The following is a 21,323-nucleotide window of genomic DNA, read 5'->3' on the forward strand; positions in this document are numbered from 1 at the left end:
ACTGATAATGCTGATGTTATTCGCCACCGTGGCACTGGTCCATCTGGTTGCCCTGATGAGCCCCGGCCCCGATTTCTTTTTCGTGTCGCAAACCGCCGCCAGCCGTTCACGCAAAGAGGCGATGATGGGCGTGCTGGGTATTACGCTCGGGATCGTGGTCTGGGCCGGGGTCGCGCTGATGGGTCTGCATCTGATTCTGGAGAAAATGGCCTGGCTGCATCAGATCATTATGGTGGGCGGCGGCCTTTATCTGCTGTGGATGGGCTGGCAACTGATGTGTTCAGCGCGTCAGCGTCATAAACAGCCGCAGCAGGACGAGCCGGTGGTTGAACTGCCGAAGCGTGGCATGAGTTTTCTCAAGGGGCTGCTGACCAACCTGTCGAACCCTAAAGCGATCATCTACTTCGGCAGCGTATTTTCTCTGTTTGTCGGCGATGACGTCGGTGCAGCCGAGCGCTGGGGACTGTTCTTACTGATTATTGGCGAGACGTTTGCCTGGTTTGCGCTGGTTGCCGCTATCTTCGCGATGCCGTGGATGCGCAGCAAGTATCAGCGCCTGGCGAAGTGGGTCGATGGTATGGCGGGCGTACTGTTTGCCGGCTTTGGTATTCATCTGATCATCTCCCGCTAGGGCGGAACACGCGCGGCCGGTTCATCACCAGGCCGCGCCGCCATCGCCAGCAGGCAGGGCGATGGCGTCTTCCCCGCAGGCTGGCCGGTCACTCAGGCAATGCGCCGCGCGCTGGCCAGCAGCGCCCCCACCGCCATAAACAGCCCGCCAAAAATTCGGTTCATCAGCTTCATCTGCTTCGGCCCTTTAATCCAGCCCGCAATGCGCGTCGCTAACGTGGCGTAGCCAATCATTACGATAATATCGACCACCACGGTGGTCACGCCCAGCACCAGGTACTGCATCAATAGCGGCTGATGCGGCTGGATGAACTGCGGAAACAGCGCGGCAAGAAAAACGATGCTTTTCGGGTTGGTCAGGTTAACCAGCACGGCGCGTTTGAACAGACGACGACGCGGCATCGCTTTGGCAACCGCATCAAGATCGATGCCGCCAGCCGATCGCCACTGCTGAATGCCAAGCCATACCAGATAGGCAGCGCCGGCCCATTTGAGAATTTCAAACGCCAGCAGCGACTGGGAGAACAGCGCACCCAGACCGATCCCGACCAGCACAATGTGCACGGCCAGCCCGACCTGCAAACCGGAGATCGAGGCAACCGCGCCGCGATAACCATGGCTGATGCCGGTACTCATAGTATTGATGGCGCCGGAACCGGGCGACAGGCTAAGAATTGTGGTGGTAAGCAGGTAGGTCAGCCACCATTCAATGGTCATGGGTTGCGCTCTCTTTAGCGGCGGAAATGTGACACAATACGCCAGAAATAAGCGCGGCGCTATGGCCGACATACAGCGTTAAAGACTCTTTTTTCCGGTCATCAGGGGGGCGAATGAATCAACACAAAGCCAGTTGGCTGCGACGAGAAAAAGCCTTTGCTGCCTTTGCGACCGGGCCACTGCTCGATTTCTGGCACCGGCGGGAAGAGCGTGAGTTTACCGGCGTCGGTAATCTCACTCTGCGTTACGTGCGCTTCACCTCACCGCAGCATAAGCGGGTGGTGCTGATTGTGCCCGGCCGCATTGAGAGCTATATAAAATATCCTGAGCTGGCGTACGATCTGTTCCACTGCGGTTTTGACGTGGTGATCCTCGATCATCGTGGTCAGGGCCGCTCCGATCGTCTGCTGGAAGATTCACACCGCGGCCACGTGGCAGAATTCGCGCATTACGTCGACGATCTGGAAACGCTCTACCTGAAAGAAATTGTCAGCGGCCACTATCAGCAGCGCTATGCGCTGGCCCACTCAATGGGCGGGGCTATTTTAACGCTGTTTCTGGCGCGACAGCCGCTGGCGTTTCATGCTGTTGCGCTGGTGGCACCGATGTTTGGTATCGCGCTACCGTTGCCTTCATTTCTGGCGCACCGCATCCTCGACTGGGCTGAGAAACGTCCGTCGCTGCGCGACGGTTACGCGCTGGGTACCGGACGCTGGCGGGCGCATCCGTTTGGCATTAACCGGCTGACGCACAGCGCCGAGCGTTATCGGCGCAGCCTGCGTTTTTATGCGGACGATCCGGCGATTCGCGTCGGTGGCCCGACTTATCATTGGGTGCGCGAAGGCATTCATGCCGGGCGCAACATTATCAGTCAGGCCGATAAAATCACCACGCCGCTGCTGCTGCTGCAGGCCAGCGACGATCAGGTGGTGGATAATCGTTCGCAGGATCTTTTTTGTGCCGCCATGGCGGCGGCGGGTCATCCGTGCGAAGGCAACAAACCGCGGGTGATCAACGGTGCGCGTCATGAGATCCTGTTCGAAAAAGACGACATGCGCGCCGAAGCGCTTAATGCAGTGATCGACTTTTTTTCATCGCATCGCTGACGTTCATTATCCGACTGGCCACGGCCAGCAGAATCAGATACCCGAGGTTTTCATGTACCACATCGTTGCATCCGATCTGGATGGCACGCTGCTTTCTCCCGAACATCGCCTGACGCCTTTTGCGCGTGAAACGCTGCAACAGCTGGTGGCAAAAGATATTCACTTCGTTTTCGCCACCGGTCGCCATCATATTGATGTCGGACAGATGCGTGATAGCCTGGCTATCCCGGCGTATATGATCACCTCAAACGGCGCGCGGGTACATAACGCCCAGGGGGAGCTGGTGTTCAGCCATAATCTGGATGAAGACATCGCTAACGACCTGTTTGGTCTGCAGTATCATCACAGCGATATTCTGACCCACGTCTACCGTGATGATGAGTGGTTTGTCAGCCGTTCACGTCCCGCTGAGCAGGACTATTTCCGTGAATCGGTATTCAACTATCAGGTATATGAACCGGGTTTGTTGCCGACGGATAATATCAGTAAGGTCTTTTTTACCTGCGAAGATCCTGAGCATCTGATCCCGATGGAGCAGGCGATTGAAGCGCGCTGGGGCGATCGGGTCAACGTCAGTTTTTCACTGCCTACCTGCCTTGAAGTGATGGCGGGCGGCGTATCGAAGGGACATGCGCTGGAAGCCGTGGCGAAGCAACTGGGCCATACGCTGCATAATTGCATCGCCTTTGGCGACGGCATGAATGATGTTGAGATGCTGAGCATGGCGGGTAAAGGGTTCATCATGGACAACGCCCACCAGCGGCTGAAAGACCGGTTGCCAGCGCTGGAAGTGATCGGTTCAAATGCCGACGATGCGGTGCCGCAGACGCTGCGTAATCTCTACCTTTCCTGATAATGCAGTGCGAAAAAAGGGCCGGTTAACCGGCCCTTTTTCATTGCCGTCAGAGCAGTTTTTGTTTGTGTTTGTGCTCGCTGACCATGGTGAGTAACAGCAGGATCACCGCCAGTACACAGCCAGCAATCATCACCAGGAAGCCGCCGTCCCAGCCAAAGTAGTCGACGGTATAGCCGACAATGGCGCTGGCCGCGACGGAACCGCCCAGATAACCAAACAGACCGGTAAAGCCCGCAGCGGTGCCGGCGGCCTTCTTCGGTGCCAGTTCCAGCGCGTGCAGACCAATCAGCATCACCGGGCCGTAAATCAGGAAGCCAATCACGATCATACAGGCCATATCAACGCCGGGATTGCCCGCCGGGTTCAGCCAGTAAATCACAGTGGCGATGGTGACCAGCGTCATAAAGAACACGCCGGTCGCGCCACGGTTACCCCGGAACACTTTGTCCGACATCCAGCCACACAACAGCGTTCCCGGAATGCCGGCATACTCATACAGGAAGTAGGCCCAGGAGGACTTATCCAGTGTGAAGTGCTTCACCTCTTTCAGGTAGGTCGGTGACCAGTCCAGAATGCCGTAGCGCAGCAGGTAGACAAACACGTTTGCCAGGGCGATGTACCACAGCAGTTTATTGGGCAGTACATATTTCATGAAGATCTGCTTAGCCGTCAGCTCTTCTTCATGGCTGGCATCGTAATCCGGCGGATAGTCGTTTTTGTATTCTTCAATCGGCGGCAGACCACAGGACTGCGGTGTGTCGCGCATCAGGGCAAAGGCGATGAACGCCACCAGGATGGCACCAAAGGCCGGCATGTAGAGCGCCGCTTTCCAGTCGTTGAACCACGCCATACCGAGCAGAAACAGCAGTGGCGGCAGGCCGCCGCCGACGTTATGGGCGCAGTTCCACACCGAGACAATGCTGCCGCGCTCCTTCTGTGACCACCAGTGCACCATGGTCCGTCCGCACGGTGGCCAGCCCATTCCCTGGAACCAGCCACAGATAAACAGCAGCACGAACATCACCATGATGCTGGAGGTGGCCCACGGCACAAATCCCATAAATAGCATCACCGCAGCGGCCAGGATCAGCCCGGCCGGTAAAAAGACGCGCGGATTCGAGCGATCGGAAACTGAGCCCATGATGAATTTTGAGAAGCCGTAGGCGATGGAAATGCCTGACAGGGCGAAGCCGAGGTCGCCACGTGAAAAGCCTTGCTCCACCAGATACGGCATGGCGAGCGCAAAGTTTTTTCTGACCAGATAGTAGGCGGCGTAGCCGAAAAAGATCCCGATGAAAATTTGCCAGCGCAGGCGACGGTAGAGCGGATCAACGCGATCCGCGGCCACCTGCGGCTGACGGGGTGCAGGTTTAAAAATACTCAGCATCAGTGAGGCCCTCCAGGGCACTTTATGGTTTTTACATTCCCAGTGGTTGGGTCAAAAAAAGACAAGAAGAAAATGGCGGCGTGATGTTCCATTTCGCGCAAAGAATAAAAGTAGTGACGCGACGTTACTGTGATGTGTGACACATTTGTTACACTTTTATTACAGTTAAGAGCGATAGTGATCATCATATGGTTTATTTCGCGCATTTTGCACGGCAGGCGGGCGTAAAAAGAGAAGGTGATGCTAACGGGCAATAATGAAGCTATCGCCGGATGAATTTGTTTGGCTGGTAAGTGACCAGATGTAAACCAGATAGTGCAGCCGCCCGGCAGCACATTGTTTACACTGTCGCTCTGTTAATTTCGGGGTCGTTACCGTGTTCTTATTGATCATTACCACTATTCTGTGGGCTTTTTCGTTTAGCCTGATTGGCGAATATCTTGCCGGTCAGGTGGACAGCTGGTTCTCCGTGCTGATGCGACTGGCGCTGGCCGCGCTGGTCTTTTTGCCGTTCCTGCGCTGGCGCGGCTATCGCCCCTCAACGCTGCTGCTCTATATGCTGGTAGGGATGTTGCAATTAGGGGTGATGTACCTGCTGAGTTTTGAAGCCTACCTCTACCTCAGCGTGTCAGAGTTCCTGCTGTTTACCGTGATGACGCCGCTTTATGTCACTCTGATTTATGATCTGATCAGTCGCCGTCCGCTGCGGGTCGGCTATATCTTCAGCGCCCTGCTGGCGGTGGCGGGTGCGGCCATCATTCGCTATGACAAAGTCAGCGATAACTTCTGGACTGGCCTGTTGCTGGTGCAGCTGGCAAACATCTGCTTTGCTGCCGGTATGGTGGGCTATAAGCGCCTGCAGGAGACCCGTCCGATGCCGCAGCACACCGCCTTCTCCTGGTTCTATCTGGGCGCGGTGGCGATCGCGGTAATCGCCTGGTTTGCCTGGGGAAATCCGCAGAAATTACCCACCACCTCGCTGCAGTGGGGCATTCTGGTGTGGCTGGGCGTGGCCGCTTCGGGCCTGGGCTACTTTATGTGGAACTATGGTGCGACCCAGGTCGATGCCGGCACGCTTGGCATCATGAACAACATGCACGTGCCTGCTGGCCTGCTGGTTAACCTGGCCATCTGGCAGGAGAAACCGCACTGGCCGAGCTTTATTGCGGGCGCGCTGGTGATCCTCGCCTCGCTGTGGGTGCATAAGCGCTGGGTGGTGGGGCGCGGTGACCGGTCATAAACAGGGCTGTTGCATGGGTGCGGCCTCCCGGCTGGCGCGTCCGATCGCGAAGGAATCTCACATCCCTGTGGATCGTCCGGGCCAGGGATGGCGAGGCCGTGCTGCATGGATGCAGGCTTTCTTTGCGATCAGGTGCGCCACTGCTGACCACGCAGGTACCCGAAGCGATCGGCAACAGAAGTTAAGCTGGCTTTCCACTCTTCGGACGCTGGATCATCGCCAGCCCTTTCAGGAAGTTGCGCAGAATCTGATCACCGCATTCGCGATAATTCTTATGATCAGGTTTGCGGAAAATCGCACCGATTTCCGCCTGCGAAACGGTAAAGTTCACGCGCTTCAGTACCTCAGGAATATCGGTGGTTTTCAGATCAAAGGCGATGCGCAACTTCTTCATAAAGATGTTGTTATTCATCTTGCGCTCAATCGACGGGGCGGGCATCTCTTCGCTTTTACCGCGACGGTAGAAGATCAGGCCATTCAGGAAATAACCCATCAGCACATCGGGGCAGGGACGGAACGCCGCATCTTCATCTTTTTTCAGCCACGCCTGAATATCCGTCTGTGGGACTTCACACTGCGCCAGCGCAAAAATTTCCACCATTTTGGCATCGCTCAGATCGAGCATGTAGCGCACGCTGCGCAGAATATCGTTGTTAGTCATGGTGAGATCTTCTCATGGTCAGTCGACAGGCTGCGCATTATAGGGGATTTTGCCCACCGCCGTGCAGGTTTGTAGCCGCCGACTTAACGCTGCAATATCGCACCGGGCTGTAGCGCATCGCGGACAAAAGGCAGATGTTCACAGGCATGCTGACGGGCAAAGCGGATAAAGGCTTCCAGCACCGGCTGACGCTGCTCGCCATCGCGCACCGCGGCATAAAGACGGCTCCACAGCCCGTCACCCAGCGTTTTGGTCACCACCAGTCCCTGCTTCTCAAAACTCTCTACCACCCAGTGTGGCAGCGCGGCAATGCCCATACGAGCAGAGACCATCTGAATCATCAGCAGGGTGTTATCCACGTTTTTCAGCGCCGGGCTGACGCCGGCCGGTTGCAGAAAGTGACGCCAGATATCAAGGCGCTGACGCTGCACCGGATAGATCATCAGCACCTCGTCGGCCAGATCCTCAGGGGCAATATGTTCAACCTGCGCCAGCGGATGGTCCGGTGCCAGCACCAGTCGCACTTCAAAATCAAACATCGGCGAATAGAACAGCCCGGAGCGCGCCAGGATGTCGGAGGTCAGCACCACATCCAGCTCGCTCTGCTGCAGCGCAGGCTGAGGATCAAAGGTGACGCCTGATTTGAAATCCATCACCACCTGCGGCCAGCTCTGACGGAAATTATCAAGCGCCGGCGTCAGCCACTGGATGCAGCTATGGCACTCAATCGCCACCCGCAGAGTGGTCTGCTGCGGCTCATGACAGGCCTGCAATGCTTGCTGGATCTGCGGCAGCACCTGTTCGGCCAGCTGCAGCAGGATGTCGCCCTGTGGCGTGAAGCGCAGCGGCTGACTTTTACGCACGAACAGGCGGAATCCCAGCCGCTGTTCCAGATCGCTGAACTGGTGGGACAACGCCGATTGCGTCTGATGAAGCTGGGATGCCGCCGCCGCCAGCGAACCCGTATTACGCAGAGCCTGAAGCGTCCGCAGGTGCTTGAGTTCGATCATGAGAGTCCTTCATATCGAAAATGAACATATTGCGCTTGAGGAACATACAGTACCCGCAGATTATAGCGGTGTAAACATCTGGACGGCTAAACATCTTTGGCTGTCAGCCAAAGTGAAAGATTATCTGGAGAACAGCGAATGACAATTCTCAACCATACCCTTGGTTTTCCGCGTATTGGCCTGCGCCGCGAACTGAAAAAAGCTCAGGAAAGCTACTGGGCTGGTCACTGCAGCCAGCAGGAATTACTGGCGGTGGGCCGTGAGCTGCGTGCGCGTCACTGGCAACAACAGAAAGAAGCGGGAGTCGATCTGCTGCCGGTGGGTGACTTTGCCTGGTACGATCACGTGCTGACCACCAGCCTGATGCTGGGCAACGTGCCGGCACGTCATCAGAACAAAGAGGGTTCGGTTGATCTGGATACGCTGTTCCGTCTGGGCCGAGGCCGCGCGCCAACCGGCGAACCCGCGGCGGCGGCGGAAATGACCAAGTGGTTTAACACCAACTATCACTACATAGTGCCTGAGTTTACGCTGGGCCAGACTTTCCGGCTGGCCTGGACCCAGTTGCTGGATGAAGTCGACGAGGCGCTGGCGCTGGGCCACAACATCAAGCCGGTGCTGCTGGGGCCGGTGACTTATCTGTGGCTGGGTAAGGTCAAAGGGGAATCATTTGACCGTCTGTCGCTGCTGAAAGCGATCCTGCCGGTTTACCAGCAGGTGCTGGCCGAGCTGGCAAAACGCGATATCGAATGGGTGCAGATTGATGAACCCGCGCTGGCGCTGGAGCTGCCGCAGGCGTGGCGTGAGGCGTTTAAGCCCGCCTACGATGCACTGCAGGGACAGAGCAAACTGCTGCTCACCAGCTATTTCGACAGTATCAGTCAGAACATAGAGGTAATTCGCCAGCTGCCGGTGCAGGGGCTGCATGTCGATCTGGTGCATGGCCGGGATGATATTCAGCAACTGAATCAGCAATTGCCGGCCAGCTGGCTGCTGTCACTGGGGGTAATCAACGGGCGTAACGTCTGGCGCGCCGATCTGAGCCGCTGGTTTGAGCGCCTGCAGCCGCTGATCGCGCAGCGTGCGCAGCTGTGGATCGGCTCCTCCTGCTCGCTGCTGCACAGCCCTATCGATCTGAGCGTTGAGAGCCGGCTGGATGAGGAAGTGAAAAGCTGGTTCGCCTTCGCGCTGCAGAAATGTACCGAACTTTCGCTGCTGACCCAGGCGCTCAACCACAACGATGCCGCGTCACTGGAGGTCTGGAGCGCGCCGGTTCGCGCCCGCGCTCACTCCAGTCGCGTTCATAACGCCGCGGTCGCTCAGCGCCTGCAGGCCATCACGCCACAGGACAGCGAACGTCGCAGCCGCTACAGCGAGCGGGCTAAAGCACAGCGTCAGCGCTTTAATCTGCCCGCCTGGCCGACCACCACCATTGGCTCTTTCCCACAAACCCCGGAGATTCGTGGCCTGCGCCTCGATTTCAAACAGGGTCGTCTCGACAGCAATCACTACCGCACCGGCATCGCTGAACATATCAAACAGGCGATTACAGAGCAGGAGCGGCTGGGGCTGGATGTGCTGGTGCACGGCGAAGCGGAACGTAACGATATGGTTGAATACTTTGGCGAGCATCTGGATGGTTTTGTTTTCACTCAGAACGGCTGGGTACAGAGCTATGGCTCACGCTGCGTAAAACCGCCGGTGATTATCGGCGACGTCAGCCGGCCGGAAGCGATCACCGTTGAGTGGGCGAAGTATGCTCAGTCGCTGACGGACAAACCGGTGAAAGGGATGCTGACCGGTCCGGTGACCATTCTCTGCTGGTCATTCCCGCGTGAAGATGTGTCACGTGAAACCATCGCAAAACAGATTGCACTGGCGCTGCGTGATGAAGTGGCCGATCTGGAAAAAGCCGGCATTGGCATTATTCAGATTGATGAACCGGCGTTGCGCGAAGGGCTGCCGCTGCATCAGTCCGACTGGGCTGCCTATCTGAACTGGGCAGTCGAGGCATTCCGCCTGAATGCCGCTGTGGCGCAGGATGACACCCAGATCCACACCCATATGTGTTACTGCGAGTTTAACGACATCATGGATTCCATTGCTGCGCTGGATGCCGATGTGATTACCATTGAAACCTCGCGCTCTGACATGGAGCTGCTGGCGTCGTTTGAACACTTTGACTATCCGAATGAAATTGGCCCGGGCGTCTACGACATTCACTCGCCTAACGTACCGGAGGTCGAGTGGATTGAAGCGCTGTTACTGAAAGCGGCGAAGCGTATTGCGCCGCACCGGCTGTGGGTGAATCCGGACTGCGGGCTGAAAACGCGTGGCTGGACCGAAACGCGGCTGGCGCTGGCAAATATGGTCACTGCGGCAAAAAACCTGCGGGCTAAAACGGTGTAAACGGGCGACAGGCGGGGAAGGGGAAATAATCGGGGCGCGCAGGCGCCCCTTTTTTCACTTACTGTGAGGCTACGCCATACTGCCTGAACCAGGCCAGCATCCGCGCCCAGCCATCGCTGGCTGATTCAGCATGATAGCTCGGACGATAGTCAGCATTAAACGCATGCCCGGCGTCGGGATAGACGATGATTTCGGCGGTGGCATTGGCAGCGTGCAGCGCCTGACGCATCTGCTCAACGCTCTCCAGCGGAATGCCCTCATCCTGACCGCCGTATAAGCCTAATACCGGGGCGCTCAGATCGACGGCGACATCTATCGGGTGTTTCTGCTGCTTCATGGTCCGATCGCCGGTCAGTCGTCCATACCAGGCGACTGCGGCACGCAGCTGTGGATTGTGCGCCGCATAGAGCCAGCTAATGCGGCCGCCCCAGCAGAAACCGGTAATGCCCATCCGCCGGATATCACCGCCGTTACGCGCTGCCCAGTTGGCGGCATGATCAAGGTCGGACAGCACCTGGCTGTCGGGCACCTTACTCACCAGCTCGCTGAATAGCGTCGGAATATCCTGGTAATCGTTGGGATCGCCTTCACGGAAGTAGAGTTCCGGGGCGATGGCCAGATAGCCTTCCAGCGCCAGCCGGCGGCAGATATCACGGATGTGCTCATGCACCCCGAAAATTTCCTGTACCACCAGCACCACCGGCAGCGGACCCTCTGCGGATTTTGGTCGGGCAAAAAACGCGGGCATATTTTCGCCCTGGCTTGGCACTGAGGTCTCACCCGACTGAATCGCCGGGCTGTCGGTAATAATGGTGGTGGAAGCGGTCGGCTGAACGGCAGGCGCAAAGGTCCCTGCCGCGGCTTTTTGTGTCATATTATCACTGGTTTTCATTATTCTCTCCGTGCGAGCAATTGCGCAATCACGTAACTATAGCCTGGCCAGAAACGGTGCGAGCCAGACGTCGGGTAACAGAGTCAGCAGCGGACAATATCACCCACCTCTTTAACACTGCGATGACCCCGACACAGCCCCGCCGACCGCAATGACGGCAAATCCGATGTGACAACGTGATGATCATCACATTGTTTTTAGTGAAAAATGTAACTTTCATTTTCTTAAGTGAATGTTGTCACATATTTATCGGGCGTGCTGACGTAGAGTGACGCGCTACCTTCCCTTAACAGGAGTCTGAAATGACACAGTCTGACGTTTTCCATCTTGGCCTGACTAAAGCCGATCTGCAGGGCGCCACCCTGGCGATTGTGCCCGGCGATCCGGAGCGCGTGAAGAAAATTGCCGGACTGATGGAGGATGCCACGCATCTGGCCTCACACCGTGAATTCACCAGCTGGCTGGCAAAGCTTGACGGTAAACCGGTGGTGGTCTGTTCAACCGGCATCGGCGGTCCTTCTACCTCGATTGCGGTTGAGGAACTGGCACAGCTTGGCGTGCGCACTTTCCTGCGCGTTGGCACCACCGGCGCTATCCAGCCACACATCAACGTTGGCGATGTGCTGGTAACTACCGGTTCCGTGCGTCTAGACGGTGCCAGCCTGCATTTCGCACCGATGGAGTTTCCGGCAGTGGCCGACTTTGCCTGTACCACGGCGTTGGTGGCGGCGGCAGAAGCCTGTGGCGCGAAGACCCATATCGGCATTACCGCCTCTTCTGACACCTTCTATCCGGGACAGGAACGCTACGACACCTTCTCTGGTCGGGTGGTGAATCGCTTCCAGGGATCGATGAAAGAGTGGCAGGAGATGGGCGTACTCAACTATGAGATGGAATCCGCTACACTGTTAACCATGTGCGCCAGCCAGGGCCTGCGCGCCGGCATGGTGGCTGGTGTGATCGTTAACCGCACCCAGAAAGAGATCCCGGATGCGGTGACGATGAAACAGACCGAGAGCGATGCGGTAAAAATTGTGGTTGAAGCGGCACGCCGCTTGTTATAACCCTCACAGCCAGGCAGCAGGTTAACGGGCCGCTATGAGGCCTGCCTGCTGCCGGATAACCCCGGCGCAGCCTTTCAACGGACTCTGAGAGTGCCCGATGCGCAAAACTATTCCCATTCGTCGTCCCGCCGTGAGCCTGAATCCCGCCGCGCTCAATGCCCGTCTGGAGAGCAGTGCTGCTCAGTTCCGCGCCGCCATGCAGCAGGGCGATTATGCGCAGGCTGCCCGCCATTGCGAAGAGGTGTTGCGTTATCAGCCTCACCAGATGCAGGTACTGAGCGACTACGCGCTCTGCCTGATGCGTCTTGGCCAGCATCACAAAGCGTACAAAACCTACCAGAAAATTTACCAGTCGCCGCCGGCCGTGCGCGCCACCGCGTCAGAAACCTGGCTGGATGGCCTGACCGAAGTGTGTGGCTGGCTGGATAAGCAGGATGAGGTGGCGCGTTACGGCCTGGAATCGCTGATGCAGTCAGACGCCCGCTTTCGTCAGGGGCCGCGGGTCGCCTTTCCTGCTGCGCAGCCTGAGCCAATCGATCTCAGCCAGCCGCGGCAGAACGTGATCGCGTTCAGTCTGTATGGCGACCAGCCGCGCTACTGTGAAACCCTGATTAAAAACGTTGAGGTGGCACCGCAGCTCTTTCCCGGCTGGATCTGCCGCATCTATCTGGATGACAGCGTGCCGCAGCATGTCTGGCAACGGCTCGATCAGCCCCACGTTGAGCGGGTTGATATGTCGCAGGAAAAAACGCTGTTCCCGACGCTGTGGCGCTTTCTGGTGATGGACGATCCCAGCGTTAAACGCTTTATTGTGCGTGATGCCGACTCGCTGCTCTCCGAGCGTGAAGCGGCGGCGGTCAACGCCTGGCTGGCATCGCCGTACTGGTTCCACCACATGCGCGACTATTTTTCTCACACCGAGTTACTGCTGGCCGGCATGTGGGGCGGCTGCCATGGCGTTTTCCAGCAGGTTGAACAAACGATGCGCGAGTTTATTGCGCAGTACCGTGGCAGCGAACGCTTTACCGATCAGTACTTCCTCAAGACGGCGCTGTGGCCAACGGTGCGTGAAAGCATTCTCAATCATGATGAGTTGTTTCATTTCCATCAGGCTCAGCCGTGGCCAGCGCATCCGCCGGTACGCTGGCAGATGCCCCGATTTCACGTTGGCAGCAACGTGGGCTTTGCCAGCCTGACCGGACAGTCCGCCGCCGCCGACGGCACCCGGCAGGCGGTGGACATCAGCGCGGACGGCAAAAGCTGGCAATATCCGGCCCAGGTGAAAAATGGCCAATGGCTGCTGCCGATGCCGTTCTTCCTGATTGAAGACTGGCAGGCCGGAAAGCTGACGGTGACCGTGCGGTAAGTGATTGAGTGCAGGTAAATATATCTGGACATTCATACAGTGCGACTCTACCTTTTCCCTCAGCAGCTTGAGTCGCGGGGAAATCATGGATCAGCACATCATTATCAGCATCTGCCTGGCGCTCGCCGGTGCAGGGATTGGCTGGATGCTGGCACAGTTACGTGTCGGTCATCAGGCCGCCAGTTTTTTAACCGAGCGCCGTCTGCTGGAAGAGGCGCAACAGCGCCAGCAGCAGCAGATTGAACAGCTTCAGCAGCAGGCGCAGCAGCGTGAGCAGGAACTGCGTCAGCTTCATGGTGCGCTGAGTGGTGCCAATGAACGTCTGCAACAGCTCGATTACTGGCGCAACGAGAGCGAACAGCTTAACCGGGAGCTGCGCAACCAGCTGGAGGTCAACAGCGCCCAGGAAGCGGAGCTGCGTGAGGTAACCATCCGTCTTGAAGAGACCCGCTTCGCCGCTGAAGAGAAGCAGCGTCTGCTGACCAACAGCGAGCAACGCCTCAGCGCCCAGTTTGAAAACCTCGCCAACCGTATTTTCGAAAATAGCGGCCGCCGCGTCGATGAACAGAATCGCCAGAGCCTCGACAGCCTGATCGGCCCGCTGCGTGAACAGCTGGATGGTTTCCGTCGTCAGGTGCATGAGAGCTTTGGCGCGGAAGCGCGTGAGCGGCACACCCTGACCCACGAAATCCGTCAGTTACAGCAGCTTAATGCGCAAATGGCGCAGGAAGCGCTCAACCTTACCAAAGCGCTGAAAGGCGACAATAAAATTCAGGGTAACTGGGGCGAAGTGGTGCTCAGCCGGGTGCTGGAAGCGTCCGGGCTGCGTGAAGGCTATGAATATGAAACCCAGGTCAGCATTCAGTCGGAGCAGCAGGGCAGGATGCAGCCGGATGTGATTGTGCGTCTGCCGCAGGGCAAAGATGTGGTGGTGGACGCCAAAATGACGCTGGTCGCCTATGAGCGTTACTTCAATGCGGAAGATGAGGTTGAGCGTGAACAGGCGATTCAGGAACATGTCAGCGCGATGCGCAGCCACATTCGTCTGCTGGGGCGTAAAGATTATCAACAATTGCCCGGTTTACGCTCGCTTGATTATGTGTTGATGTTTATTCCGGTCGAACCGGCGTTTTTGCTGGCGATCGATCGCCAGCCAGAGCTGATTGGCGAGGCGCTGCAGCAGAATATCATGCTGGTCAGTCCCACCACGCTGCTGGTGGCGCTGCGTACCATCAATAACCTGTGGCGTTACGAGCACCAAAGCCGCAATGCGCAGCGTATCGCTGACCGCGCCACCCGGCTGTATGACAAAATGCGGCTGTTCGTCGATGACATGAGCGGGATTGGTCACAGCCTGGATAAGGCGCAAATCAGCTACCGCGAGGCGATGAAAAAACTGGCCGAAGGACGCGGCAACCTGATTGCGCAGACGGAAGGTTTCCGTGCGCTGGGGGTTGAAGTGAAACGGTCGATTAATCCTCAGCTGGTGGAGCGAGCGATGCCGGAAAATCCGGCGGATGAAGAGCCGGACGATGACGAGGATGCGGATGACAGAGCCATGCGTGTGAGACGCCTCCACGAATAGTATGGGCGCAGCGTGCCTGGCTTCCGTGACTCTGATACACTTCGGGAAGTATTGTTTGTGGAGCAGGTAAAACCGATGGCAGATGAATCACAGCAGGAAACCACCCATTTTGGCTTTCAGACGGTCGCCAAAAGCGAAAAAGCCGACAAAGTCGCGGATGTGTTTCACTCCGTAGCGGCAAAATATGACCTGATGAACGATTTGATGTCCTTTGGCGTCCATCGAGTCTGGAAGCGTTTTACCATTGACAGCAGCGGCGTACGTCGCGGTCAACGCGTGTTGGATCTGGCCGGCGGAACCGGCGATCTGACGGCTAAATTTTCTCGCCTGGTGGGCGAAACCGGTCAGGTAGTACTGGCCGATATCAACAGTTCGATGCTGAAGATGGGCCGTGAAAAGCTGCGCAATCTCGGCGTAGTCGGCAACGTGAGCTACGTGCAGGCCAACGCAGAAGCCCTGCCGTTCCCGGATAACTACTTCGACTGCATCACCATCTCCTTCGGCTTACGCAACGTAACGGAAAAAGAGAAGGCGCTGGCCTCCATGTTCCGTGTGCTGAAGCCGGGCGGGCGGTTACTGGTACTGGAATTCTCCAAACCGGTGATTGATCCGCTGAGCAAAGCTTATGACGCTTACTCGTTCCACATTCTGCCGCGTATCGGGCAGCTGGTAGCGCAGGACGCCGAGAGCTATCGCTATCTGGCCGAATCGATCCGCATGCATCCCGATCAGGAAACGTTGAAAGCGATGATGAACGACGTCGGTTTTGAAAATACCACTTACTCCAATATGACCGGCGGCATTGTGGCCTTACACCGTGGATTTAAGTTCTGAGTGAGATGGTGATGAACCTAACGCCCTTGATTACCGCGGGCCTGGAAACAGCGCTGAACCGCATGTTGTATCGCGATCGCGGCCTGAAGGCGGCACGGCAACGTCTGACCGGTAAGGTCCTGATGCTGCGTCTGAGCGAGTTTTCTCATCCGCTGGTACTGGTATTCAGTGAGCAGCAGCTGGATGTGGTGGCTGACTGGCAGGATACCAGCGACTGCACGGTGATTACTTCACTGAAAACTTTGCCGAAGCTGCGCGATCGCCAGCAACTGACGCCGCTGATTCGCAGTGGTGAGTTGCAGGTAGAAGGTGATTTGCAGGTAGTGCAGCAGTTTTCCGCGCTGATGGATCTGGCCGAGCTGGATCCGGCGGAATACCTGGCACCGTGGGTCGGCGATATTGCGGCACAGGGCATCAGTCAGGGCGCACAACGGGTCTTTCGCCAGCTAAAAGGCGAAGTCGGGCGTCGGCAGGATTACCTCGGTCAGGCACTGACCGAAGAGTGGCGTGTCGCGCCAGGCTCGCTCGAATTAGCCTGGTTTTCCGAGGAGGTCGACGCGATGGAACGTTCGCTTGAGGCGCTTAATGCGCGTCTGGCGCAGCTGGAGGCAAAATGAGTTTTGGAGAGATCCGCCGCTTATATTTGATCATGAAGGTGTTTTTGACCTACGGCCTTGATGAACTGATTCCCAACACGCGCCTTACTCTTCCGCTTCGCCTATGGCGTCGCTGTATTTTCTGGTTACCCAATCTGCATCAGAATGAACCGACCGGCGCTCGCATGCGGATGGCGATGGAGCAGCTGGGCCCGGTATGGATTAAGTTCGGTCAGATGCTGTCGACCCGCCGGGACCTGTTCCCGCCGCTGATCGCCGATCAGCTGGCCATTCTGCAGGACCGGGTTGCACCGTTTGATGGCGTTAAAGCCAAAGCGCAGATTGAAGCGTCAATGGGTGCACCGATTGAAACCTGGTTTGATGATTTTGATATCAAGCCGCTGGCATCCGCGTCGATTGCTCAGGTTCACACCGCAACGCTGAAGTCGACCGGCAAGAAAGTGGTGATCAAAGTCATTCGCCCGGATATTTTGCCGGTGATCAAAGCTGACATGAAGCTGATCTATCGCCTGGCGCGCTGGGTGCCGCGTTTACTGCCTGATGGTCGTCGTCTGCGGCCGGTTGAAGTGGTGCGCGACTACGAAAAGACCCTGCTTGATGAGCTGAATCTGTTACGCGAAGCCGCGAACGCTATTCAGCTACGCCGCAATTTTGAAGACAGCCGGATGCTGTATGTGCCGGAAGTCTATTCCGACTACTGCAGCGAAACCATGATGGTGATGGAACGTATTTACGGCATTCCGATTTCGGACGTCGCCACGCTGGAGCGGCACGGGGTTAACATGAAGCTGCTGGCAGAGCGTGGCGTGCAGGTGTTCTTCACCCAGGTGTTCCGCGACAGTTTCTTCCATGCTGACATGCATCCCGGCAATATTTTTGTCAGCTATGAGCATCCGGAAGATCCGCAATATATCGGCATCGACTGCGGGATTGTCGGGTCGCTCAACAAAGAAGATAAGCGCTATCTGGCTGAAAACTTTATTGCCTTCTTTAACCGCGACTATCGCAAGGTGGCGGAGCTGCACGTTGACTCTGGCTGGGTGCCACCCGATACCAACGTCGAAGATTTTGAATTTGCGATTCGCACCGTCTGTGAGCCGATTTTTGAAAAGCCGCTGGCTGAGATTTCCTTCGGTCACGTGCTGCTGAATCTGTTCAATACCGCGCGTCGGTTTAATATGGAAGTCCAGCCGCAGCTGGTGCTGCTGCAAAAGACTCTGCTGTATGTGGAAGGTATCGGCCGTCAGCTCTATCCACAGCTCGACCTGTGGAAGACCGCCAAGCCGTTCCTTGAAGAGTGGATTAAAGATCAGGTCGGTCTGCCCGCCATCATTCGCGCGGTTAAAGAGAAAGCGCCGTTCTGGGCCGAAAAGTTACCGGAGTTGCCGGAGCTGTTTTATGACAGCCTGCGCCAGCATAAACTTTTGCGGCACAGCGTTGACAAATTAGCGGGCGATCTTAATGCGCAGCGTACCCGGCACCACCAGGCACGCTACCTGTTTGGCGTAGGCGCAACCCTGCTGCTCAGTGGCACGGCAGTGCTGCTTTCCCGACCGGACTGGGACCTGTTTCCGGCGGTATTAATGGCAGCGGGCATCGTCTCATGGTTAATCGGCTGGCGTAAGACAAACTGATTGTCACTTCAGCCAAAAACACGGTAATGTCGCTGGCTCAGGCCCGGGTTGATAAGGGCGCTCTGTGGTGCATTACCCCATCGTTTTTCACAGAATATTAGAGGCTATCTCATGGGCGGTATCAGTATTTGGCAATTGGTAATTATTGCCGTGATTGTTGTACTTCTGTTCGGTACCAATAAATTACGCAATCTGGGTTCGGATTTGGGTTCCTCGATTCGTGGCTTCAAAAAAGCCATGGGCGATGAGGACGAAAAAAAGGAACAACCGAAAGAGCAGGACGCTGACTTCAGCGCCAAAACGCTGGCGGACAAACAGCAAACTTCGGCTACTAAAGAAGAAGTTAAGAACGACAAGCAGGTGTAAACCGTGTTCGACATTGGTTTTAGTGAACTGGTATTGGTGTTCGTTATCGGGCTGATTGTACTCGGCCCACAACGTTTACCGGTTGCGGTGAAAACCGTGGTCGGCTGGATCAGGGCGATTCGTTCGCTGGCAGCCAATGTGCAAAACGAACTGGCGCAGGAGTTGAAACTGCAGGAACTGCAGGACAGCCTGAAAAAGGTGGAAGAAGCGGGCCGCGGGACACTGTCGCCGGAGCTGAAAGAGTCAATGGAAGAGCTGCGTAAGACTGCGGATTCAATGAAACGCTCGGTCAGCCAGAGCATCGACATTGAAAAAGAGGAAGACGAAGCCAACACCATTCACTCGCCACAGCACCGACCGGCGCCGCCTCTGGCGGACCAGCCGGAAGGACATCCGGCAGCGGCCGGCACTGCGTCGCCGTCAGGCACGCCTGCGGCGGCTGATCATCAGGCCAGCGTGCCAGCTCAGGCACCGTCGGTGAAAACGGCATCAGCCGGGCAGCCTGCCGCGGCTGTAGTTAGCGCGCCAGCTCAGGCACCGTCGGTGGAAACGGCATCAGCCGGGCAGCCGGCCGCGACTGTAGTTAGCGCACCAGCTCAGGCACCGGCCCGTGCTGACACGGCGTCAGCCAGCAAACCTGACGCCGCCACTACGCGCCCTTCCGCTTCCCCCTCTTCTGCAAGTGATGAACGATAATGGCCGTTGAAGATACCCAACCGCTCATCAGTCATCTGATTGAGCTGCGTAAGCGACTGCTGAACTGCATCATCGCCGTTTTAGTGATATTCCTGGCGCTGGTTTATTTTGCCAACGATATCTATCAACTGGTGGCGGCACCGCTCATCAGTCAGATGCCGATCGGCTCTAGCATGATCGCCACCGATGTGGCTTCGCCGTTTTTCACCCCGATTAAACTGACGATTATTGTGTCGGTATTTTTGGCGGTGCCGGTGATTCTCTATCAGGTCTGGGCGTTCATTGCGCCTGCGCTCTATCGGCATGAACGTAAACTGGTAATGCCACTGCTGTTTTCCAGCACCTTTCTGTTCTACATCGGTGTGGCATTTGCCTACTTTGTCGTCTTCCCGCTGGCGTTTGGTTTCTTTACCAAAACCGCGCCGATTGGCGTCACCATGGCGACCGACATTACCAAATACCTCGATTTTGTCATGACGCTGTTTATGGCGTTTGGCGTGGCGTTTGAAGTGCCGGTAGCGATTGTACTGTTGTGCTGGACTGGTATCACCAGCCCGGACGATCTGAAAAAGAAACGTCCCTATATTCTGGTCGGGGCCTTCGTGGTCGGCATGTTACTGACGCCGCCGGACGTTTTTTCCCAAACTTTGCTCGCTATTCCGATGTACTGCCTGTTTGAAGTCGGCGTATTCTTTTCCCGATACTATGTGGGGAAAGGCCGCCGGGCACAGGATGAGGAACATAACACCGAATCCTGAGGCGATCTTCAGCTCCCGCTCTGGCGGGCAGAGATCAATCCGAACCGCCCTCCGGGGCGGTTTTTGTTTAGTAAACTGTGGGAAAAATTATGTTTGATATCGGTGTAAACCTGACCAGCACGCAATTCGCCTCCGACCGGCCAAAGGTGGTAAAACGCGCGCGTGAAGCGGGCGTCACCGGCATGCTGATTACCGGCACCAATGCGCTGGAGAGCCAGCAGGCTCAGAAACTGGCTGAAGATCAGCCGGGCTTCTGCTGGTCTACTGCGGGCGTACATCCGCACCACGCCAGCGAATGGTCAACGGAGATCGCCAGCACGCTGCGTCGGCTGGCGGAGAAGCCGGAAGTGGTGGCTATCGGCGAGTGCGGGCTCGATTTTAACCGCAACCTGTCAGCCCATGAGCAGCAGGAGTATGCGTTTGAGGCGCAGCTGGCGCTGGCAGCCGAACTGAATATGCCGGTGTTTCTGCACTGCCGCGAAGCCCATGCGCGCTTTGCGGCGATCGTGGCGCCGTGGCTGCCAAAACTGCCGGGTGCAGTGATTCACTGCTTTACCGGCACGCGCGATGAACTGGAAGCGTGCCTGGCGCTGGGATTATCGATAGGAATTACCGGTTGGGTGTGTGATGAACGTCGTGGGCTTGCACTGCGTGAAATGCTGCCGCTGATCCCGGCCGATAAGTTACTGCTTGAAACCGACTCGCCCTATTTATTGCCGCGCGATATGCGACCGCGTCCGACTTCACGTCGTAACGAGCCGTGCTTCTTACCGCATATTGTGCAACAGGTGGCGACATGGCGTGGCGAAAGCAGCGAGGCGCTGGCGGCCTGCGTTGATCACAATGCGCGGACGCTGTTCCGACTGGTTTAGATCTTACGGAACTGTTTGTTATCTACGCTGCGCATCACCTGTTTATTCAGCAGGTTGAGCAACAGAATCGAACGGGTTTCGCCATCCGGCTCGGCAAAGATAGCGCGCAGCCCTTCAAACGTCCCTTCGGTGATGACAACTTCATCGCCGATTTGTGGCGTTTCAGGATCGAGCAGTATTTGCGGGACATCGGTTTCCAGCGCTTCAATCACCGCTGGCGGCACCGTGGCGGGCGTAGTACCAAAACGCACAAAGTGGCTGACGCCGCGCGTACTGCTGATGGTGGTAGTATGAATCGCTTCCGGATCGAATTCGATGAACAGATAGTTAGGAAACAGCGGCTCACTCACCGTGGTGCGTTTACCGCGCACGATCTTTTCCAGAGCGATCATTGGGCTGAGGCAATTCACTTCTTGCCGCTCCAGATGCTCCTTCGCGCGCAATAGCTGACCACGTTTGCAATAGAGTAAATACCAGGATTCCATAACCGCTCCCATCGAATGGACGCTAAGAATAGCAAACCTGCTGCCAGAGTTATAGCGCATCGGGCAGGGGAAAAGCGCAGCGCGCAGAAAATAAAGTGAGACTTTTCTTAAGATGCCGGATAGCGACAGAAAAGGCGA

21 protein-coding genes are annotated in these 21,323 nt (G+C 56.8%); 15 read left to right on the top strand and 6 right to left on the bottom strand.

Features of this window, described 5'->3' with window-relative positions; all coding sequences use genetic code 11:
• Window positions 1–7: 7 nt before the first annotated feature.
• Window positions 8–631 carry a threonine export protein RhtC gene (gene rhtC, locus AC6I8I_RS00810; protein ID WP_312054734.1) on the top strand — a complete coding sequence of 208 codons (624 nt, stop codon included), beginning with the start codon at window positions 8–10 and terminating at the stop codon, window positions 629–631.
• 92 nt (window positions 632–723) lie between these two features.
• On the opposite strand, the gene rhtB is transcribed toward rhtC, so the two are convergent.
• Window positions 724–1,347: a homoserine/homoserine lactone efflux protein gene (rhtB, locus tag AC6I8I_RS00815; RefSeq protein WP_312054733.1), complete on the bottom strand. Its 624-nt coding sequence runs from the start codon at window positions 1,345–1,347 to the stop codon at window positions 724–726.
• A gap of 113 nt (window positions 1,348–1,460) precedes the next feature.
• On the opposite strand from rhtB, the gene pldB reads away from it, so the two are divergent.
• Complete coding sequence (gene pldB / locus AC6I8I_RS00820; RefSeq protein ID WP_312054732.1) at window positions 1,461–2,453, top strand: lysophospholipase L2; 993 nt, start codon at window positions 1,461–1,463, stop codon at window positions 2,451–2,453.
• Window positions 2,454–2,505: 52 nt separating this feature from the next.
• Window positions 2,506–3,306 (top strand): sugar/pyridoxal phosphate phosphatase YigL, encoded by an 801-nt coding sequence (yigL, locus tag AC6I8I_RS00825; RefSeq protein ID WP_312054731.1) that lies wholly within the window; start codon window positions 2,506–2,508, stop codon window positions 3,304–3,306.
• Between the two features lie 49 nt (window positions 3,307–3,355).
• Here yigL and glpT read toward each other — a convergent pair whose 3' ends face one another.
• Entirely contained in the window at window positions 3,356–4,696 is a 1,341-nt protein-coding gene (gene glpT, locus AC6I8I_RS00830; RefSeq protein WP_312054730.1) for a glycerol-3-phosphate transporter, read from the bottom strand.
• A 376-nt stretch (window positions 4,697–5,072) separates the two neighbouring features.
• On the opposite strand from glpT, the gene AC6I8I_RS00835 reads away from it, so the two are divergent.
• Window positions 5,073–5,936, top strand: a complete 864-nt coding sequence (locus AC6I8I_RS00835) for a carboxylate/amino acid/amine transporter (RefSeq protein ID WP_312054728.1) — start codon at window positions 5,073–5,075, stop codon at window positions 5,934–5,936.
• A 181-nt stretch (window positions 5,937–6,117) separates the two neighbouring features.
• Here the strand turns inward: AC6I8I_RS00835 and AC6I8I_RS00840 are convergent, their stop codons facing one another.
• Window positions 6,118–6,597 (bottom strand): YehS family protein, encoded by a 480-nt coding sequence (locus tag AC6I8I_RS00840; protein ID WP_312054726.1) that lies wholly within the window; start codon window positions 6,595–6,597, stop codon window positions 6,118–6,120.
• Window positions 6,598–6,680: 83 nt separating this feature from the next.
• The gene (metR, locus tag AC6I8I_RS00845) at window positions 6,681–7,607 is read right to left on the bottom strand and encodes an HTH-type transcriptional regulator MetR (RefSeq protein ID WP_497828241.1); all 927 of its coding nucleotides are present in this window, start codon (window positions 7,605–7,607) and stop codon (window positions 6,681–6,683) included.
• Between the two features lie 138 nt (window positions 7,608–7,745).
• On the opposite strand from metR, the gene metE reads away from it, so the two are divergent.
• Window positions 7,746–10,016 (top strand): 5-methyltetrahydropteroyltriglutamate--homocysteine S-methyltransferase, encoded by a 2,271-nt coding sequence (gene metE / locus AC6I8I_RS00850; protein WP_497828242.1) that lies wholly within the window; start codon window positions 7,746–7,748, stop codon window positions 10,014–10,016.
• A gap of 58 nt (window positions 10,017–10,074) precedes the next feature.
• Here the strand turns inward: metE and AC6I8I_RS00855 are convergent, their stop codons facing one another.
• Window positions 10,075–10,908 (bottom strand): dienelactone hydrolase family protein, encoded by an 834-nt coding sequence (locus AC6I8I_RS00855; RefSeq protein ID WP_312054721.1) that lies wholly within the window; start codon window positions 10,906–10,908, stop codon window positions 10,075–10,077.
• Window positions 10,909–11,210: 302 nt separating this feature from the next.
• Here AC6I8I_RS00855 and udp point away from each other — a divergent pair, with 302 nt between their 5' ends.
• The 10 genes from udp to tatD all read left to right on the top strand — a co-directional run bounded on the left by udp (window position 11,211) and on the right by tatD (window position 20,700).
• On the top strand, window positions 11,211–11,972 hold the full coding sequence (udp, locus tag AC6I8I_RS00860; RefSeq protein ID WP_031375022.1) for a uridine phosphorylase: 762 nt from the start codon (window positions 11,211–11,213) through the stop codon (window positions 11,970–11,972).
• Between the two features lie 97 nt (window positions 11,973–12,069).
• Window positions 12,070–13,338, top strand: a complete 1,269-nt coding sequence (locus tag AC6I8I_RS00865; protein ID WP_497828243.1) for a tetratricopeptide repeat protein — start codon at window positions 12,070–12,072, stop codon at window positions 13,336–13,338.
• An 85-nt stretch (window positions 13,339–13,423) separates the two neighbouring features.
• Complete coding sequence (rmuC, locus tag AC6I8I_RS00870; protein WP_497828244.1) at window positions 13,424–14,923, top strand: DNA recombination protein RmuC; 1,500 nt, start codon at window positions 13,424–13,426, stop codon at window positions 14,921–14,923.
• A 75-nt stretch (window positions 14,924–14,998) separates the two neighbouring features.
• Window positions 14,999–15,757, top strand: coding sequence for a bifunctional demethylmenaquinone methyltransferase/2-methoxy-6-polyprenyl-1,4-benzoquinol methylase UbiE (gene ubiE, locus AC6I8I_RS00875; RefSeq protein WP_031375019.1), 759 nt, complete (start codon window positions 14,999–15,001; stop codon window positions 15,755–15,757).
• A gap of 11 nt (window positions 15,758–15,768) precedes the next feature.
• On the top strand, window positions 15,769–16,374 hold the full coding sequence (ubiJ, locus tag AC6I8I_RS00880; RefSeq protein ID WP_312057634.1) for a ubiquinone biosynthesis protein UbiJ: 606 nt from the start codon (window positions 15,769–15,771) through the stop codon (window positions 16,372–16,374).
• On the top strand, window positions 16,371–18,008 hold the full coding sequence (gene ubiB / locus AC6I8I_RS00885; RefSeq protein WP_312759262.1) for a ubiquinone biosynthesis regulatory protein kinase UbiB: 1,638 nt from the start codon (window positions 16,371–16,373) through the stop codon (window positions 18,006–18,008). Before ubiJ ends, ubiB begins: the two co-directional genes overlap by 4 nt.
• A gap of 111 nt (window positions 18,009–18,119) precedes the next feature.
• Window positions 18,120–18,374: a twin-arginine translocase TatA/TatE family subunit gene (gene tatA / locus AC6I8I_RS00890; RefSeq protein ID WP_312759264.1), complete on the top strand. Its 255-nt coding sequence runs from the start codon at window positions 18,120–18,122 to the stop codon at window positions 18,372–18,374.
• Between the two features lie 3 nt (window positions 18,375–18,377).
• Entirely contained in the window at window positions 18,378–19,070 is a 693-nt protein-coding gene (gene tatB / locus AC6I8I_RS00895) for a Sec-independent protein translocase protein TatB (RefSeq protein WP_497828245.1), read from the top strand.
• Window positions 19,070–19,828, top strand: a complete 759-nt coding sequence (gene tatC / locus AC6I8I_RS00900) for a Sec-independent protein translocase subunit TatC (protein WP_312057631.1) — start codon at window positions 19,070–19,072, stop codon at window positions 19,826–19,828. Before tatB ends, tatC begins: the two co-directional genes overlap by 1 nt.
• Before the next feature lie 89 nt (window positions 19,829–19,917).
• Window positions 19,918–20,700 carry a 3'-5' ssDNA/RNA exonuclease TatD gene (gene tatD / locus AC6I8I_RS00905; RefSeq protein ID WP_312057630.1) on the top strand — a complete coding sequence of 261 codons (783 nt, stop codon included), beginning with the start codon at window positions 19,918–19,920 and terminating at the stop codon, window positions 20,698–20,700.
• Here tatD and rfaH read toward each other — a convergent pair.
• Window positions 20,697–21,185, bottom strand: a complete 489-nt coding sequence (gene rfaH / locus AC6I8I_RS00910; protein ID WP_031375013.1) for a transcription/translation regulatory transformer protein RfaH — start codon at window positions 21,183–21,185, stop codon at window positions 20,697–20,699. The genes tatD and rfaH overlap by 4 nt on opposite strands.
• Window positions 21,186–21,323: the final 138 nt, after the last annotated feature.

The organism is Pantoea sp. X-Soil-YNGN-775, assembly GCF_059730575.1.

Bases quoted from the DNA above. Each gene is read 5' to 3' on its own strand.
- rhtC (WP_312054734.1), top strand. From the start codon at position 8: ATGCTGATGTTATTCGCCACCGTGGCACTGGTCCATCTGGTTGCCCTG.
- glpT (WP_312054730.1), bottom strand. From the start codon at position 4,696: ATGCTGAGTATTTTTAAACCTGCACCCCGTCAGCCGCAGGTGGCCGCG.
- rhtB (WP_312054733.1), bottom strand. From the start codon at position 1,347: ATGACCATTGAATGGTGGCTGACCTACCTGCTTACCACCACAATTCTT.
- udp (WP_031375022.1), top strand. From the start codon at position 11,211: ATGACACAGTCTGACGTTTTCCATCTTGGCCTGACTAAAGCCGATCTG.
- pldB (WP_312054732.1), top strand. From the start codon at position 1,461: ATGAATCAACACAAAGCCAGTTGGCTGCGACGAGAAAAAGCCTTTGCT.
- rmuC (WP_497828244.1), top strand. From the start codon at position 13,424: ATGGATCAGCACATCATTATCAGCATCTGCCTGGCGCTCGCCGGTGCA.
- rfaH (WP_031375013.1), bottom strand. From the start codon at position 21,185: ATGGAATCCTGGTATTTACTCTATTGCAAACGTGGTCAGCTATTGCGC.
- metE (WP_497828242.1), top strand. From the start codon at position 7,746: ATGACAATTCTCAACCATACCCTTGGTTTTCCGCGTATTGGCCTGCGC.
- tatA (WP_312759264.1), top strand. From the start codon at position 18,120: ATGGGCGGTATCAGTATTTGGCAATTGGTAATTATTGCCGTGATTGTT.
- ubiJ (WP_312057634.1), top strand. From the start codon at position 15,769: ATGAACCTAACGCCCTTGATTACCGCGGGCCTGGAAACAGCGCTGAAC.
- ubiE (WP_031375019.1), top strand. From the start codon at position 14,999: ATGGCAGATGAATCACAGCAGGAAACCACCCATTTTGGCTTTCAGACG.
- AC6I8I_RS00840 (WP_312054726.1), bottom strand. From the start codon at position 6,597: ATGACTAACAACGATATTCTGCGCAGCGTGCGCTACATGCTCGATCTG.
- AC6I8I_RS00865 (WP_497828243.1), top strand. From the start codon at position 12,070: ATGCGCAAAACTATTCCCATTCGTCGTCCCGCCGTGAGCCTGAATCCC.
- tatD (WP_312057630.1), top strand. From the start codon at position 19,918: ATGTTTGATATCGGTGTAAACCTGACCAGCACGCAATTCGCCTCCGAC.
- AC6I8I_RS00855 (WP_312054721.1), bottom strand. From the start codon at position 10,908: ATGAAAACCAGTGATAATATGACACAAAAAGCCGCGGCAGGGACCTTT.
- tatC (WP_312057631.1), top strand. From the start codon at position 19,070: ATGGCCGTTGAAGATACCCAACCGCTCATCAGTCATCTGATTGAGCTG.
- yigL (WP_312054731.1), top strand. From the start codon at position 2,506: ATGTACCACATCGTTGCATCCGATCTGGATGGCACGCTGCTTTCTCCC.
- metR (WP_497828241.1), bottom strand. From the start codon at position 7,607: ATGATCGAACTCAAGCACCTGCGGACGCTTCAGGCTCTGCGTAATACG.
- ubiB (WP_312759262.1), top strand. From the start codon at position 16,371: ATGAGTTTTGGAGAGATCCGCCGCTTATATTTGATCATGAAGGTGTTT.